We start from the raw sequence: 16,001 nt of genomic DNA, 5'->3' as shown, positions 1-16,001 counted from the left end.
ACTGGCGAAGGCCGCTCCTCCAAAAGGCGGCCACGCCTGGGAGGACGAAAGGAAGGACATGACCGCGACGGTCTCTCCGATTACCCCTGGCGCATCCGAGGCGCCCGAACCCGGCGTAAGCCTCGTCGACTACGTTCCTTATCGCCTGGCCACGGCCTCGGCGGCGGTCAGCCGCCTGATCGCCCGGGCCTACGAGGACCGCTTCGGCCTGACCATCCCGCAGTGGCGGCTGATGTCGGTGCTGGCCGAGGGCTCCCTGACCCAGCACACGGCCGTCAGTCGCACGGCCATGGACAAGGTCCGGGTCAGTCGCGCGGCCCAGGAGCTGGTCGTCCGTCGCCTGGTGGCGCGCACCACGGTCCGCTCGGACCGCCGCTCGCACACGCTGGAACTGACCGCCGCCGGCCGCCGCCTGTTCGCCGAGATCGCCCCTCTGGCGCTTGCGTACGAGGCGACCCTGCTGGCTGGCCTCGCCCCCAGCGAGGTGGCGATGTTCAAGCGCCTGCTGGACCATCTGGAGACCGCCGCCATCCAGCTGACGGGCGGCGAGACGGTTTCTCCGCCGCAGGGCGTGGAAGACTAAGCACGGACTGGAATTCGTGATCGGCCTTTGCTAGGAAGGCCACCCTTCGCGGCGACGCGAAGCCTGCGGGCGTGGTGAAACTGGTAGACACGCCGGACTCAAAATCCGGTTCCGAAAGGAGTGTCGGTTCGACCCCGACCGCCCGCACCATATCTTTCTTGTAAACCAAAGCCGTTCTCGCCTCCTCCAGTAGAGTTGGCCAAGGCTCGACCTTCACTACTAGCGCGGCCATGCTGCCCTTGATGTTTAGGGAGGAGCCTTTGAATTGGACGCGAATGGCCACATGCGCGGTAGTTGGCGCAACATTGGCTGGCTTCATGCTTGGCGGTGCGGTGGCCAAGGATGGTTCGATTTTCGGCCCTACAGTTGCAGCTTGGGTTCAGGGTATCGGCGCGCTCGTAGGCCTAGCGGTAGCGATCTACCTTCCGTGGGCGGATAGGCAGAGGTCGAATGCTCGCGAACTTGCGGCTCGTTTTGGGCTGATGAGTGAACGAGACCACAACGATATGCTGGCGGTGACTATCTCGTTTACACCGGACCGGCGCAACTCTGGCCTAGTGGCTGAAGTTACGCTTCTTGACCCACCACCGCTTGCGCTTCTTCTCGCCTCTCGAGGCGTTACCCAGCAGGTGAACGGCCGATACCAATTTTCGGTGATAGCTAGGCCTGAACCGAGCAAGCGGACAGTGCGCGTCGGCTTGGGCCGGGTCGCAGGCGAACCTGACGATGGCACGCAACGCGGAGCGTTCCTCATTACAACTCCGGACGGGCCTGAGCCAGATAGCGCTAGGCTTCGAGTGCGAATTATATCCACCGCAGACGACAAGGTAATCTATCAAGAGAACGTTGCCGTTGGCGGTGAACTGTAACTTACCTAGGTTGGCTCCGCCGCCTCGATCCGCTGCACTAACCCCCGCAGCAACCCACGCCCCTTCATCCACGCCCCGTGGCCGCTGTCGACATTGATGTGGCCCGCGCGGCCTAGGTCGACGAAGTCCGAGCCCCAACTGCGCGCGAACGCCTCGGCGCGGTCGAGCTCCACATAGGGGTCGTCGCGGCTGGCGACGACCAGGCTCGGAAACGGCAACCGCTGGCGGGGGATGGGCGAGAAGCCGACCAGCAGGCGGCCGGCGGGGCCTTCGCGATTGACGTCGGCCGGGGCGACCAGCATGGCGCCGCCGACGCCGCGTCCGCCGGTGACCTGGGCGAAGTGGGCGACGAGGGCGCAGCCCAGGCTGTGGGCGACCAGGATCGCGCCGGGGCGCTGGCGCACGGCCTCGGCCAGGCTGATCATCCAGTCGCCCAGCAGGGGGCGCTCCCAGTCCTGCTGATCGACGCGCTCGGCGCCGGGCAGCTCGCGCTCCCAGTGGGATTGCCAGTGATCGGGGCCGGAATTGTAGAGGCCCGGCACGATCAGGATCGGCGGGTCTTCACGGTCGCCGCGATAGGGCTGCGAGGGTTCGAAGGCGGAAGAGGCGGGCATGATCATGCGAAACTCGGGAGGCGTTGGCCGTCCCGAGCCTGATGCCCGGTTCGCCGGCTCGTCTCAATTCATATCAATTGGATAGGAATTCAGAAAAGCTGGGGCGAGACCGGGGTATCAGGTGGGAACCGCTAAGCCGCGATCTTGTCGCCGCGATGCAGCGGATCGGGCAGAGGTTCGCCGTCCTTCACGAACTGCAGCGACACCGAGTTGATGCAGTAGCGCAGCTTCGTCGGGGCCGGGCCGTCCGGGAAGACGTGGCCCTGGTGGCTGTCGCAGCGGGCGCAGCGGGTCTCGATGCGGACCATGCCGTACGAGGTGTCGCGGATGCCCAGCACGTGGTCCTCGGCGAACGGGGCGTAGAAGCTGGGCCAGCCCGTGCCGCTCTCGAACTTGGTCTCGTGCTTGAACAGCGGCAGGCCGCACAGGCGGCAGGCATAGACGCCGGGGTTCTTCTCACCCAGCAGGCCGCCGCAGAACGGGGCCTCGGTGCCGTGATGCAAAAGGACGCGGGCCTCTTCGGCCGTCAGGTCGGCCTCCAGGCGTTCGCGTTCCGGCTCCGTCGGCGGCGTGAGATCGAAACCGGCGGTTGAAAGGGTGGCTGCGTCTGTCATGAACGACAATGTAAGCGCTCAAGCGTTGATCCGGTAGGGATCGAGGAGATCAGCATGACCATCGCCGTCGCATTCCTGCAGCCGGGCTGGGCCGATTGGGAGGTCGGCGGCGTGCTGGCGCTGCTGCGCGAGCACCTGAAGGTGCAGATCGAGATCGCCACCCCGACCGGCGATCCCGAGACCTCGATCGGCGGTGTGCTGGCCGCGGCCGACTACCGTTTCGACGATCCGGTCTTAAGCGACGCGGACGCCTACATCCTGATCGGCAGTGATGAGTGGGCCAAGGGCGAGAACCCGGCGATCTCGGCGCTGATCCGCCAGGCCTTCGCCGACGGCAAGCCGGTGGCGGGCATCTGCGCCGGCACGACGGCCCTGGCTCATGCGGGGCTCTTCGAAGGGCGCAAGCACACCTCGAACGGCGCCGAGTGGCTGGCCGAGCAGGTTCCCGGCTATGCCGGCGCCGACCATTATGTCGACAGCGCCAAGGCGGTGGTCGACGGCAAGCTGGTCAGCGCCTCGGGCCTGGCGCCCGTGACCTTCGCCGCCGCCGTCGCCCGCCTGATCGCGCCCGAGGCCGAGGAGATGATCGCGGGCTACGTGGCGATGTTCGCGAAGGAGTTTTCGGAGGCCTAGACCCCCCAACCTCCGTTCTTCCCGGCGAAAGCCGGGACCCAGATCGTAGAGCTGGGTGGCGCATGCAAAAACGCCCGCGATCCTGTCCGGAACGCGGGCGCGCTTGCATCTGGGCCCCGGCTTTCGCCGGGGAAACGGAAACTACTTCAGCACCGCCGCGCCGGCGCGGGCGACCTGGCCGTCCTGGGCGCCCGAGCCGCCCGAGACGCCGATCGCGCCGATGATCTTGCCGTCGACCAGCAGCAGCTCGCCGCCCTCGATCGCTGTGGCGCCCGAGAAGATCGAGTTCAGCGTGCCGGCCTTCACGGCGTCCTGGAAGTAGGACGTCGGGCGGCGGAAGTTGGCCGAGGTCTGGGCCTTCTTCAGCGCCACCTCGGTGGAGCCGTACTGCGTGCCGTCCATCTTCTCGCTGAAGACGGGGGCGCCGTTCGGCTCGAGGATGGTGATGACCATGGTCCAGCCGTTCTTGCGGGCCTCGGCCTCGGACGCCGCGGCGATCGTCTTGGCCTCGGCCAGGGTGACGATGCGGCCGACCGCGTAGGGCGGCTGCGGGGCAGGGGCCGGAGCGGCGGTCTGGGCCTGGGCCGAACCGCCAGCCAGAGCGATGGCGGCGGTGATCAGGGCGAACGTCTTCTTCATGGCAGGACGACCTCGTCGTTCAGGGCGGTGTTTTGCGTTTGGGGGGTGACGATCCGGACGCGCAGGCCTTGGGCCTTCACGCCGGCCGGGATCTTGAGCTTCACGCTGGCGGTCTTGGGCAGGAGGTCCAGCGGCGCCTTCAGGGCCGGGACCCCGGCGCTGGCCAGCACCTTGCCGGCCTGGTCGACCAGCTCCAGCTTGGCCGCCGCGGCGTCCTGGGCGCCCAGGCTGTGGACCTTGGCGGCGATGGACGAGCCCTTCACCGCCACATCGCCCCGGCCGATGCCGAGGTCGGCGCGCTTGGCCGGATCGTCGCCGGCCGTGGCCAGCTTCATGTCGATGACCGTGGCCTGGCGCGGGGCCAGGGTGACCTTGGTCCCCAGGCTGCGTTCGAAGGTGACCGTGCGGGCCCGGGTCGAGCCGTCGATGGCGTCGTCGCCGTTGGCGTCCAGACCTTCGGCGAGCGTCCACTGACCGGGCGCGACGTTCCAGCCGGTCATGGTCGCCGTCACCGGCTTGTCGGTGCGGTTATAGGCGATGACCTTGAAGCTGGTCTTGGTGGCGTCCTTGACCAGCAGGGCGATGTCGGTGCCGTCGGCATTGTCGAAGCGCCACGACACCACGTGGCCCGGCGTCATCTGGCTACGCTTATTGGCGATGCCGCCCAGGCGCGTGCGTTGCAGGATGTCGGACGGCAGCTCCACGCGGTCGGACCACCAGTGGCCTTCCGTGTGCATGTACATGTGCTGGGCGTTCCACTGGATTTCGTCGGCATAGAGGTCCTCGAGGAAGCTCTTGTCGCCGGTCAGGGTCCAGGCGGCGTAGCGGTCCAGGGCGTTGCCGCCCTTCTTGGCCGAGGCGACGATCTGGTCCTTGTTGGCATCGCCCAGCTTCAGCTCGGAGAGGGCGTTGTCGTTGATGCTGCCCAGCGAGCGGATGCTGGCCTTGCCGATGCGCCACTTGATCGGCGCCAGGTACTTGGCGTCGCCGGTCAGGCGGTAGGCCGACCAGAACACCTGGAACGGACCGTCCGCGCCCGAGCCTTGCAGCACCGTGCCGCCGCGCTCGGCGTCGGTGCGCCAGTTGATTTCGTTGGGGTACGAGCCGTCCTTTGCGACGTGGGCCAGGTAGCCGTCGGCCAGGCCGATGACGGTGGCCTTGGCGGTCGGGTCGCCATTGTAGTCGCTGATCAGGATCGACGGATGCACGACGCCGAACGAGTACGGCTTCTGCCACTCCCACGGGCCTTCGCGGTACGAGATCTTGCCGCTGTACCAGTTCGTATTGAAGTGGACGTGGCCGGCGGGGTTCTTGTCGATCACCCGGGGCAGGGCCTTCACGGTCGTGAACAGGCGCTCGACGGCCAGCGGGTCGCCGTAGTTGACGTACATCGCCTCGGAGTTGGAGTTGATGCCTTCCTCGTAGGCGTGCAGCTCGTCGGTCACGATGGTCGACAGGCCATCGGTGAACATGCCGTTCTTGTAGACCGCGTCGGTCAGGCGGTTCAGCGAGTGGGTCAGCTTGTCGGGCTGGACGCCCATCAACGCCACGCCCGGCCACTGCTGCAGCAGGTCGGTGTCGTCCGAGATGCCGCCGCCAAAGTCGCCGAAGTCGGACTGACGTTCGTCGATCCACCAGTTGATGAAGCTGGAGACCAGCTTCAGGTCTTCCGTCTGGCGGAAGGCCCACAGCGGGGTGTTGTCGGTCGGCTTGGGCTGATCGAAGGCCGGCCAGCCCTGGCTGCCATAGGTGATGTCGCCCCAGTACTCACGGCCGATCTGGTTGTCGGGATCGACCTTCAGCAGGTCGGTGATGTCGGCGTAGAGGCGACGGTACAGGCCCTGGCGCTTGGAGGTGGTATGCTCCTCGACCAGGAAGGCCCAATTGTCCTTCACCTGGTTCAGGCGGTCGGCGATGTGCTCGACCTTAGCTTGGTCGCGGTCCTTGAGGACGAGACGGATCTTGGCGCCGTCCAGGGCCTTGGGTCCGAAGTCGGCGCTGTCGGCGGCGATGGTCAGGTACAGGCTGTCGGCGGTCAGGATGCGGTCGCGCATGTCCAGCCACACGGTGCGGGCCTCGCCGGCCTTCACCGAGACGCTGACGTCGATCATGTTGCGGCCCGGCCAGATCGGGTCCTTCACCTGGATGTTCAGGGGAATGACCGTACCGGCGGCGCCGGGCAGGGCGGGGATGTCGATCGCTACGCCGTCCAGGCCGTCGCGGGCATTCTCCCAGCCATAGGCCCAGTTGCGGGCCAGGGCCTTGCCGGCCGGGGCGTCGCCGAAGCCCGACGGGATCAGCACGTGCACGATCGGCAGGCCGGGCGCGGTCAGGTCACCGGCGGGACGCGGACGGGTCGGAGCGGCGTCCGGGATGGCGACGACGGTGGCGCGCTCGCCGGCCGGGTGGCGGCCGTGGATGTAGGCGTTGAGGTCGGCCAGGTTCAGATAGTCCGGCGCCACGTCGGCGCGGACCGTGTAGGTCATCTTGAAGGCGTCCTTCGGCTCGGCGCCCGCCGAGACGTTGTAGGCCCAGATCTCCTGGATCGGGGTCTCCTGCGCCACATTGGTGAAAGTCAGGACGCCGCCCTTCAGCGGTTGGGCCAGGGTGTTGACGGTGCGAGCCTGGTCCTTGGCGCGGACGCCGACGCTGGAGCCCTTGTCGCCGGCCTTGGCCGCCCAGGTCAGGTCGCCATAGGCGGGACCCTGGATCTCGAGGCGGTTGATCGGCTCGTCGGGCAGGGTAAGCGTCAGGGCCTTGCCGCCGTCGACATAGACGTTCCAGTCGGGCAGCTGGAAGTAGTCGTTACGGCCTTCCAGGCGCGAGCGGTTGTAGACGCCGGGCCAGGTGGTCTCCGGGATGCCGTCATTGGCGCGCCACATCCATTCCTTGATGTCCCTGGCGTCGGCGAACTCGACCTTGCGGATCGTGGTCTTGGCGTCGGTCAGGAGCGGCGGAAGATCCTTGTTCCAGCCGTAGCGCTGCTTCCAGGCGGCGTGGACGACGGGATCGGCCAGGGTCGGGACCGGCGCCTCGGCGGCTGGAGCCTCGTTGCGGGCCAGGGCGGCGATGGCGTCGGCCGCCAGCGGGCGGTCATAGACGCGCAGCTCGTCCAGGTCGCCGCCGCGGGTGAAGTTGTAGCGGCTCTGCACCTGGTGCGGGGCGATCACGCGACCGGCGACGCCGAACTGGTCGAGACCGGCGTCATAGACCGCCTTGGTCTCCTTCTTGGCCGCCAGCTTGCCGTCGACATACAGCTGGACGCCCGTCGTCTCGTCCCAGGTGAAGGCCAGGTGCGTCCAGGCGTCGGCGGCCGGGGTCTTGTCGACCTTGAACGACACGCGGGTGCGCGAGAGGCCGTTGTCGGTGACGAAGGCGTCGAAGCCGTGGCCGTTCCAGTCGATACGCAGGAACGCCATGTCCCAGCTGGAGTGGTCCGCATAGCCGACACGGAAGATCACGAACGGCGCGACGCCGACCGGATAGCCCGACCGCCAGAAGAAGGAGAGCGTGCCCCGCTGGGCCTGGATGTTGCCGGGCGCGTTCCACGAGACGATGCCGTCGTCCTCGGCGTGAAAGCCCTTGCCGGCCTTGCCGTCGATCGGCGTGACCTTGTCGGCGAAGTTGGGGATGGGGTCGCCAGCGGCCACATCCGCGACCAGGCCCTTGTCGCCCGACATCTTGAACAGCAGCGCGGGCTCGCCGGCCATTTGGGCCGCCACAGCCGCATTGGCGAGGATCAGCGCGCAGGCCGAGCCCAGGAAAATCGCCTTCATATGAACCGTCTCCTCCCGATGGCCGACATCGCGGAACCATACTCTCGGTAACCGGTGTCATGCCTGGGTGCAGGTGTAGCGCCGTAAGGGCATGCTTGCAAACCCGGGTGGGACTGATAGGCCGTGCTGCAAAGCACAAAAGATACGGGCGGAAGTTGCCATGTTCTCGAAGATCCTGATCGCCAATCGTGGCGAGATCGCCGTCCGCGTGATCAAAACGTGCCGCCGCCTGGGCATCAAAACCGTGGTGGTTTATTCGGACGCCGACGCCGGTTCGCTGGCCGTCGAGATGGCCGACGAGACCGTGCATATCGGCGCTTCGCCCGCCGCCCAGAGCTACCTCGTCGCCGACAAGATCATCGCCGCCTGCAAGCAGACCGGCGCCCAGGCCGTGCACCCGGGCTTCGGCTTCCTGTCCGAGAACGCGGGCTTTGCCCAACGCTGCGCCGACGAGGGCATCGTCTTCATCGGTCCCAATCCCGGCGCCATCCAGGCCATGGGCGACAAGATCGAGAGCAAGAAGTTCGCCCAGGCCTCAGGCGTGTCCTGCGTGCCCGGCCACATCGGCGAGATCGCCGACACCGCGCAGGCCGTGACGATCTCCGAGCAGATCGGCTATCCGGTGATGATCAAGGCGTCGGCCGGCGGCGGCGGCAAGGGCATCCGCGTGGCCTGGAACCGCAAGGACGTCGAGGAAGGCTTCCCGGCCGTCCGCGCCGAGGCCAAGGCCAGCTTCGGCGACGACCGCATCTTCATCGAGAAGTTCATCGAGAGCCCGCGCCACATCGAGATCCAGGTGCTGGGCGACAAGCACGGCAACGTCGTCCACCTGTTCGAGCGCGAGTGCTCGATCCAGCGCCGGAACCAGAAGGTCATCGAGGAGGCCCCGTCGCCCCTGCTGGACGAGGCCACCCGCGCGGCCATGGGCGCCCAGGCCGTCGCCCTGGCCAAGGCCGTGAACTACGACAGCGCCGGCACGGTCGAGTTCGTCGCCGGTCAGGACAAGAGCTTCTTCTTCCTGGAGATGAACACCCGCCTGCAGGTCGAGCACCCGGTCACCGAGCTGATTACGGGCCTGGATCTGGTCGAGCAGATGATCCGCTCGGCCTACGGGGAGAAAATGGCCTTCGAGCAAAAGGACCTGAAGATCAACGGCTGGGCCATCGAGAGCCGCATCTACGCCGAGGATCCTTACCGCAAGTTCCTGCCATCGATCGGCCGTCTGGTCCGCTACGACCCGCCGGCGGAAGGCGAGCACGACGGCTACACGGTCCGCAACGACGCCGGCGTGCGCGAGGGCGACGAGATCTCGATGTACTACGACCCGATGATCTCCAAGCTGTGCAGCTGGGCCCCGACCCGGATCGCGGCGATCGACGGCATGGGCCGGGCGCTGGAGGATTTCCACATCGAGGGCCTGGGCCAGAACATCCCGTTCCTGGCCGCCGTCATGGACGAAGCGCGGTTCCGGTCGGGCAATCTGGCCACCAGCTACATCAAGGACGAGTTCCCGGAGGGCTTCCACGGGACCGCGCCGACGACCGAGCAGCTGGACATCCTGACCGCCGTCGGCGCGGCCATGCAGCGGGTCTATGCCGCGCGCGCCCGGTCATACGCCTCGGGCCTGGCCGGCGCGCCGCGCGAGGACTGGGTGGTGGCGGTCGGCCACGCCAAGCGCCCCGTGAAGATCGGCGGGGAAGGGGACGTCGCCGTCGAACTGCTCGACGAGGGCCGCACCCTGGAACTGACCGACATCGACTGGCGTCCGGGCAAGCCGGTGTTCAAGGCCGTGCTGGGCGGCAAGGCCTTCACGGTCCAGGTCGCCCCGGCCGCCGAGGGCTTCGACATCCGCCACCGCGCCGCCAAGGCCCGCGTGCTGGTCCTCACGCCTCGCTCGGCGGAGCTGCACGACAAGCTGCCCGAGAAGCAGGCCGCCGACACCTCCAAGCTGGTGCTGTCGCCGATGCCGGGCCTGGTGGTCTCGATGGACGTCACCACCGGCCAGCAGGTCCGAGAAGGTGAGGTGGTCTGCGTGCTCGAGGCCATGAAGATGCAGAACATCATCCGCGCCGAGCGGGATGGGGTGGTCAAGGCCGTCAACGCCAAGGGCGGCGACCCGGTCGCGGCCGACGAGGTGCTGGTGGAGTTCGCTTAAGTCAGCGCCTAGATTGCCGATACGAGTCGGAGCTGAGGCGAAATGAGCGATCGTAGCGAATGGGCGGAGCTGTTCCTGTCGTCGAACGGCAGGCTGTCGCGCACGCCGTTCCTGATCGCGGCTGGCGTGCTGGTCGGCGTGGCGGTGCTGTACGAGGCCATCGCCGGCTACACCCTGCACTGGCTGACCGGCTGGCTGGTCTATCCGGCCCTGTTGTTCTCGGGCGCCTGCGTGCTGTCCAAGCGCCTGCATGACCGCGGCCGCTCGGGCTGGTGGGCGCTGCTGATCCTGGTGGCGGTGGTCGCGGTCTGGCCGCAGCCCGAGCACTTCCTGGACTTCCTGTTCAGCCTGGTCCTGATCTGGGCGATCGTCGAGCTGGGCGTCATGGGCGGCGAGCAGGGGGCCAATCGGTATGGGCCCAACCCGCTGAAGGCGGTGGCGATCTAGTCCCACAGATCCGATCTTCCCGGCGAAAGCCGGGACCCAGATCCCAAAGCGCTGGTTTGATGGGATAGGCTCGGCGCGCTTGGCGTCTACCTCAAAGCTCTTCCAGCTGGACCCCGGCTTTCGCCGGGGAAACGGGATGGGGGTTAGACCGGCGCTTCTGCCTCTTCCACCGGCCCGAAGATTTTCGCAAAGCTGCTCCGCAGAGCCGCGTCGGCCTCATCCAGCGTCACCGGTAGCCCGAGGTCCACCAAGCTGGTGACCCCGTGCTCGACCTGGCCACACGGCACGATTCCGCTGAAATGGCCCAGATCCGGCTCCACGTTCAGACTGATCCCGTGGAAGCTGACCCACTTGCGCAGCTTCACGCCGATGGCGGCGATCTTGTCCTCGCGGCTCCAGCCGGCGCCCTTGCGCTCAACCCAGACGCCGACCCGGCCGTCGCGCAGCTCGCCGGTGACGTTGAAAGCGGCCAGGGCGTCGATGATCCAGGCTTCCAGCGCCGCCACGAAGGCGCGGACGTCGCGGCCGCGCTTGCTCAGGTCCAGCATCACATAGGCCACCCGTTGGCCGGGGCCGTGATAGGTGAACTGCCCGCCGCGCCCGCTCTCGAACACCGGGAAGCGGTCGGGCTGGATCAGGTCGGTCGCCTTGGCCGACACCCCGGCCGTGTACAGCGGCGGATGCTCCAGCAGCCAGATCAGCTCGCCCGCCGTGCCCTCGGCGATGGCGGCGGCGCGCGCCTCCATGGCGGCAACGGCTGCCGGGTAGGGCACGTAGTCGGTCGAAACCGCCCACCCCACGTTTGCCGCGTCATCCCGCCTCATGCTCGGAAGTCCAGTGTTTTCAGCGTTTAACGGGAGAGCAAGCATGTGGCCCTAATCTTGCGACCGAGACGGCGGCGACCACCTCGGTCGCGTGTGTCAGTCAAGGGTCTTACTTCGTGAGCCAGGTCAACGCCGTCAATGTCGAGATCTCCGTTCTGCTGGGGCGCTCGATCCTGCCGATGCAGCAACTCCTGCGCATGGGCCGCGGCGCGGTGATCCCGCTGGACGCCAAGACCAATGACGAAGTGTGGATCCTGGCCAACAACCACCCCATCGCGCGTGGCGAAATCCAGATCAGCGACGACCGCATCGCCATCCAGGTGACCCGCGCGGCCGACGTCTATGACTACATGGCCGGCGGCGCGTAATTCGCCGCACCCTGGGACTTTGCAGTTTGCAAAGTTCCGGCTTCCCAAATCCGATTCAGTTTGCTACCTGCCGCCCCTCACCACGATGCGGTCGTGGCGGAATTGGTAGACGCGCAGCGTTGAGGTCGCTGTATCGCAAGATGTGGAAGTTCGAGTCTTCTCGACCGCACCAGTGTTGAACACAGAATAGAGCGCTCCCGGCGAAATCGGTTTCCGACTCGCTAGGGGCGCTCTAATCGTTTCTAGGCCTTGGTTTCGCCCCAGGGTCGCTTCATCGGACCAAACCGCATCGAACCCAGCAGCTCTTGAGCTCAGGAGGCCCCCATGACCCGGGACACCGCCGAACTGACCGACGACATGCTGGACGACATCCCGCTGGCCAAATCTGAGACCCCCGAGGAGCTGGAAGACCTCGCCCTTGGCGAGGACTACGCCCTCAATCCCGAATATGTCGAGATGGTGATCGACGCCGTCGACAGCGGCGATCTCAAGCGCCTGCGCGAGCTGGTGACGGCGCTGGAACCGGCCGACGTCGCCGACCTGATGGGCTTTCTCACGGCCGACTACCGCGAGGACGTGATCCCGCTGCTGGATCCGGAAGCGCTGGGCGAGATCATCTCGGAGATGGATGAGAACCTCCGCGAGGAGGTGCTGGAGGCCACGCCGTCCGTGACCCTGGCCCGGGCGCTGGAGGAACTGGACACCGACGACGCCGCCGACGTCATCGACGACCTGGACGACACCAAGCGTTTCCAGGTTCTGGCCGCCATGGGCGAGACCGACCGCGCCGCCATCGAGACGACCCTGTCCTACGAGGACGAGACCGCCGGCCGTCTGATGCAGCGCGAGTTCCTGGCCGCGCCGGAATTCTGGACGGTCGGCCAGACCATCGACCACGTCCGCGAGGCCGGCGACCAGCTGCCCGAGCTGTTTTTCGACGTCTATGTGGTCGATCCGACCTACAAGCCCGTCGGGGCCATCCCGATCAGCATCCTGCTGCGCAGCCGCCGCGATACGCCGCTGGCCGAGCTGATGGAGGCGGCGACCGAAATCGATGTCGGCATGGACCAGGAAGAGGTCGCCTACATCTTCGACAAGTACCACCTGATCAGCGCCCCGGTGATCGATGCGGGCGGACGCCTTGTCGGCCAGATCACCGTCGATGACATCGTCGAGGTCATCAGGGACGAGGCCCAGGAAGACATTCTGGCTCTGGCCGGTGTGTCCGACGCGGGTCGTGACGCCTCGGTGATCGAGATCGTCAAGTCGCGCCTGCCGTGGCTGATGCTGAACCTGGCCACCGCCACCCTGGCGGTCAGCGGCGTCGCCATCTTCCAGGCCGAGATCGCCCAGCTGGTGGCCCTGGCCATCCTGATGCCGATCGTCTCGTCCCTGGGCGGCAACGCCGGCACCCAGACCCTGGCCGTCGCCGTGCGCGCACTGTCCAGCAAGGAGCTGACCACGGCCAACGCCCGCCGCATCGTGGCGCGCGAGCTGCTGGTCGGCCTGGTCAACGGCGTCAGCCTGGCCTTGGTCATGGGCGTGGCGACCTATCTGTTCTTCGGGCCGTCCGACCACCACGACAAGCTGGCGATCATCGTCGGCGCGGCCTTGATCGCCAACATCTTCACCGCGGCCTTGGGCGGCATCCTGATGCCCCTGGCGCTGGAGAAGATGGGCCGCGATCCGGCTGTGTCCTCGTCGATCTTCGTGACCTTCCTGACGGACTTCACGGGCTTCTTCGCCGTGCTGCTGATCGCCTCGCTGCTGCTGCACTGACGGTTTTCTAGCGCTGTAAGGGAAAACTGGCGCCGACCTTGCGCCGAGACAGGCGAACGCATCCGCGTCTGTCTCAAACTGGGTCAAACTCCGCGATGAAACCGCGCCATCAGGTCACCCGGGCGGCCGTCGATCTCATCAAGAGATTCGAAGGCTACCGTCAGAAGGCCGCGCAGCTCCCCGACGGGCGCTGGACGGTCGGCTATGGCCACACCCTGACCGCTCGCGAGGGCGCCTCCGTCTCTGAAAAGGACGCCGAGGCCCTGCTGCTGTACGACCTGATCTCGGTCGCCCACTCGGTCAACGAACACACCTACGCGCCGCTGAACCAGAACCAGTTCGACGCGCTGGTCTGCTTCGCCTTCAATATCGGTCTCGACAACTTCCTCCGCTCGGGCGTGCTGCGCCGGATCAACGAAGGCTCGCTGCTGCAAGCCGCGTGCGCGATGGAGATGTGGCGCAAGGCCGACTTCGAAGGCGAACGGATCGTCATCGACGCCCTGGTCCGCCGCCGCTCGGCCGAAAAGACCCTGTTCCTGACGCCGGCCAATGGCGAGTGGGTTCCGGCCCCGAGCCCGGTGCTGCGCCCGAAGGTCGACTACGACGCCAGCTGCGCCGTGCCGAAACAGACGCCGATGGCCGTCAGCACCCGCACCGAAGGCGACCGCGTCGTCGCCGAGCGGGAAGAAGGCCTGCCGCTGAACGTGGTTGTCCCGGAAGAGGACGGCCCGACCGCCACCGAACAGTCGGCCGCCGCCGTCAGCGCGCGCCTGGAGGCCATTCTCTCGGACGCCCCGACGACCGCGCCGGCCGCGACAACCAAGCCGGTCGCCCGCCAGGATGACCTCGGTTTGCCCGAACCGCCGGTTCCGGCCCAACCGGCCGTGACCGAGCCCGCGCCGGTCCTGTTCCAGAATGAACCGACCACGACCCCGGTTGAGCCCGCTCCGCAACCCGCGCCTGTCGAGTTCACGCCGTTCCGCCTGACGCCGCAGCCGGTCGAAGTGGAAGAAGTCGCGCCGGTCGAGGCCTTCGCGCCCGCGCCGAAGCCGGCCGCCAGCGAGCCCAGCCTGTTCGCCGCCCCGGCCTCGGGCTCGTCGGTGTTCAACCTCGGCGGCTTCTCGACCAGCGAAGAGGTCGACCTGCATCCGATGGACGTGCCGATGGTCGAGTCGGAGCAACCGCGCTTCGGCAACACCAGCCTGCTGATCAGCCTGGGCATCCTGGGCCTGGCCCTGTTCGGCGGCGGCGTCCTGTGGATCCTAACCGTGGCTGCCGGCTCGGATGGCCAGGTGAAGCTGTTCGGCTACGGCGCCAGCATGATTGGCGCGATCTGCTTCGTGGTTTCGGCCTATCTTCTGCTTCGCCGCCTTGCCGGTCCGGAAATGGGTGAAGACGAAGAATAGTTTTCTTTGCTTCCCTCGCGGAAACTGAGCAAGAACGCCCGCAAGGTTCGGCGCCTTGCGGGCGTTTTGTGCTAGGGAGGAAGTTATGACGATGAATTTCGCACCCTCGATGGACTTCGCGCTGGGCGAGACGGCCGACGCGATCCGTGAAACCACGGCCCGCTTCGCCGCCGACAAGATCGCGCCGCTGGCGGCCCAGATCGACGAGAGCAACGAATTCCCGCGCGGCCTGTGGGTCCCGATGGGCGACCTCGGTTTGCACGGCATCACGGTGGAAGAAGAGTTCGGCGGCCTGGGTCTGGGCTACCTCGAGCATGTCATCGCGATGGAGGAGATCTCCCGCGCCTCGGCCTCGGTGGGCCTCAGCTACGGCGCGCACTCGAACCTGTGCGTCAACCAGATCCGCCGCTGGGCCACGCCCGAGCAGAAGCAGAAGTATCTGCCCAAGCTGATCAGCGGCGAGCATGTCGGCTCGCTGGCCATGAGCGAGGCCGGTTCGGGTTCGGACGTGGTGTCGATGAAGCTGCGCGCCGAGCAGAAGGGCGACCGCTACGTCCTGAACGGCACGAAGTTCTGGATCACCAACGCCCCCCACGCAGACACCCTGGTGGTCTACGCCAAGACGGGCGAGGGCAGCCGCGGCATCACCGCCTTCATCGTCGAGAAGGGCATGAAAGGCTTCAGCGTCAGCAAGAAGCTGGACAAGATGGGCATGCGCGGCAGCGACACCGCCGAGCTGGTGTTCGAGGACTGCGAGATCCCGGAAGAGAACGTCATGGGCCCGGTCGGTGGCGGCGTGGGCGTGCTGATGAGCGGCCTGGATTATGAGCGCGCCGTGCTGAGCGCCGGCCCGCTGGGCATCATGCAGGCGTGCCTGGACATCGTCCTGCCCTATGTCCGAGACCGCAAGCAGTTCGGCCAGGCCATCGGCTCGTTCCAGCTGATGCAGGGCAAGATCGCCGACATGTACGTGGCCTTGAACTCGGCTCGCGCCTACGTCTACGCCGTGGCCCGCGCCTGCGACGCCGGCAAGACCACCCGCTTCGACGCGGCCGGCGCGATCCTGATGGCTTCGGAAAACGCGGTGAAGGTGTCGCTGGAGGCCATCCAGGCCCTAGGCGGCGCCGGCTACATCAAGGAATGGCCGGTCGAGCGCCTGCTGCGCGACGCCAAGCTGTACGACATCGGCGCCGGCACCAACGAGATCCGCCGCTTCCTGATCGGGCGGGAACTGATCGGGGCCTGATCCAGACATGAAAAAGGGCCGCCCTGGTGGGGCGGCCCTTCCATCGTC

At 67.0% G+C, this 16,001-nt stretch carries 12 protein-coding genes, 2 tRNA genes and 1 pseudogene; 10 read left to right on the top strand and 5 right to left on the bottom strand.

The features are described 5' to 3' along the window. Positions 1-58 precede the first annotated feature (58 nt). Both J7528_RS07175 and J7528_RS07170 read left to right on the top strand, forming a co-directional pair. Entirely contained in the window at positions 59-583 is a 525-nt protein-coding gene (locus tag J7528_RS07175; protein ID WP_291872262.1) for a MarR family winged helix-turn-helix transcriptional regulator, read from the top strand. Positions 584-648: 65 nt separating this feature from the next. Beyond that, a tRNA-Leu gene (locus tag J7528_RS07170) sits at positions 649-733 on the top strand. Between the two features lie 724 nt (positions 734-1,457). Here the strand turns inward: J7528_RS07170 and J7528_RS07165 are convergent. Together J7528_RS07165 and msrB are read right to left on the bottom strand one after the other, a co-directional pair. Beyond that, complete coding sequence (locus J7528_RS07165) at positions 1,458-2,066, bottom strand: alpha/beta hydrolase (protein ID WP_291872742.1); 609 nt, start codon at positions 2,064-2,066, stop codon at positions 1,458-1,460. Between the two features lie 131 nt (positions 2,067-2,197). Continuing rightward, a complete protein-coding gene (gene msrB, locus J7528_RS07160; RefSeq protein ID WP_291872260.1) occupies positions 2,198-2,680 on the bottom strand; it encodes a peptide-methionine (R)-S-oxide reductase MsrB in 483 nt (160 codons plus the stop codon). Positions 2,681-2,734: 54 nt separating this feature from the next. Between msrB and J7528_RS07155 the strand changes: the two genes are divergently transcribed. Continuing rightward, positions 2,735-3,313: a type 1 glutamine amidotransferase family protein gene (locus J7528_RS07155; protein WP_291872258.1), complete on the top strand. Its 579-nt coding sequence runs from the start codon at positions 2,735-2,737 to the stop codon at positions 3,311-3,313. A 141-nt stretch (positions 3,314-3,454) separates the two neighbouring features. Here J7528_RS07155 and J7528_RS07150 read toward each other — a convergent pair whose 3' ends face one another. Beyond that, the gene (locus J7528_RS07150) at positions 3,455-3,952 is read right to left on the bottom strand and encodes a heme-binding protein (RefSeq protein WP_291872256.1); all 498 of its coding nucleotides are present in this window, start codon (positions 3,950-3,952) and stop codon (positions 3,455-3,457) included. Continuing rightward, positions 3,949-7,867 (bottom strand): annotated as a pseudogene (locus tag J7528_RS07145) (LamG-like jellyroll fold domain-containing protein). Before J7528_RS07145 ends, J7528_RS07150 begins: the two are co-directional and overlap by 4 nt. Positions 7,868-7,888: 21 nt before the next feature. Here J7528_RS07145 and J7528_RS07140 point away from each other — a divergent pair. Together J7528_RS07140 and J7528_RS07135 are read left to right on the top strand one after the other, a co-directional pair. Beyond that, entirely contained in the window at positions 7,889-9,883 is a 1,995-nt protein-coding gene (locus tag J7528_RS07140) for an acetyl/propionyl/methylcrotonyl-CoA carboxylase subunit alpha (protein ID WP_291872254.1), read from the top strand. Positions 9,884-9,925: 42 nt separating this feature from the next. Beyond that, on the top strand, positions 9,926-10,330 hold the full coding sequence (locus J7528_RS07135) for a DUF805 domain-containing protein (RefSeq protein WP_291872252.1): 405 nt from the start codon (positions 9,926-9,928) through the stop codon (positions 10,328-10,330). A gap of 143 nt (positions 10,331-10,473) precedes the next feature. Here the strand turns inward: J7528_RS07135 and lipB are convergent, their stop codons facing one another. Next, positions 10,474-11,199: a lipoyl(octanoyl) transferase LipB gene (gene lipB, locus J7528_RS07130; protein ID WP_291872250.1), complete on the bottom strand. Its 726-nt coding sequence runs from the start codon at positions 11,197-11,199 to the stop codon at positions 10,474-10,476. A gap of 71 nt (positions 11,200-11,270) precedes the next feature. On the opposite strand from lipB, the gene J7528_RS07125 reads away from it, so the two are divergent. The 5 genes from J7528_RS07125 to J7528_RS07105 all read left to right on the top strand — a co-directional run bounded on the left by J7528_RS07125 (position 11,271) and on the right by J7528_RS07105 (position 15,953). Further along, positions 11,271-11,522: a FliM/FliN family flagellar motor switch protein gene (locus J7528_RS07125; RefSeq protein ID WP_004619996.1), complete on the top strand. Its 252-nt coding sequence runs from the start codon at positions 11,271-11,273 to the stop codon at positions 11,520-11,522. An 87-nt stretch (positions 11,523-11,609) separates the two neighbouring features. Then, positions 11,610-11,694 (top strand) — tRNA-Leu (locus J7528_RS07120). A 152-nt stretch (positions 11,695-11,846) separates the two neighbouring features. Beyond that, complete coding sequence (mgtE, locus tag J7528_RS07115) at positions 11,847-13,301, top strand: magnesium transporter (RefSeq protein WP_291872248.1); 1,455 nt, start codon at positions 11,847-11,849, stop codon at positions 13,299-13,301. Positions 13,302-13,396: 95 nt separating this feature from the next. After that, a complete protein-coding gene (spmX, locus tag J7528_RS07110) occupies positions 13,397-14,707 on the top strand; it encodes a lysozyme-family localization factor SpmX (protein WP_291872246.1) in 1,311 nt (436 codons plus the stop codon). An 85-nt stretch (positions 14,708-14,792) separates the two neighbouring features. Further along, positions 14,793-15,953, top strand: a complete 1,161-nt coding sequence (locus J7528_RS07105) for an isovaleryl-CoA dehydrogenase (RefSeq protein WP_291872244.1) — start codon at positions 14,793-14,795, stop codon at positions 15,951-15,953. The last annotated feature ends 48 nt before the right edge of the window (positions 15,954-16,001 follow it).

It is taken from the genome of Caulobacter sp., assembly GCF_017744445.1.
GTDB lineage: Bacteria > Pseudomonadota > Alphaproteobacteria > Caulobacterales > Caulobacteraceae > Caulobacter.
Note: the sequence above shows the minus strand (reverse complement) of the source record. Positions and strands in the feature narration are given on the sequence as shown.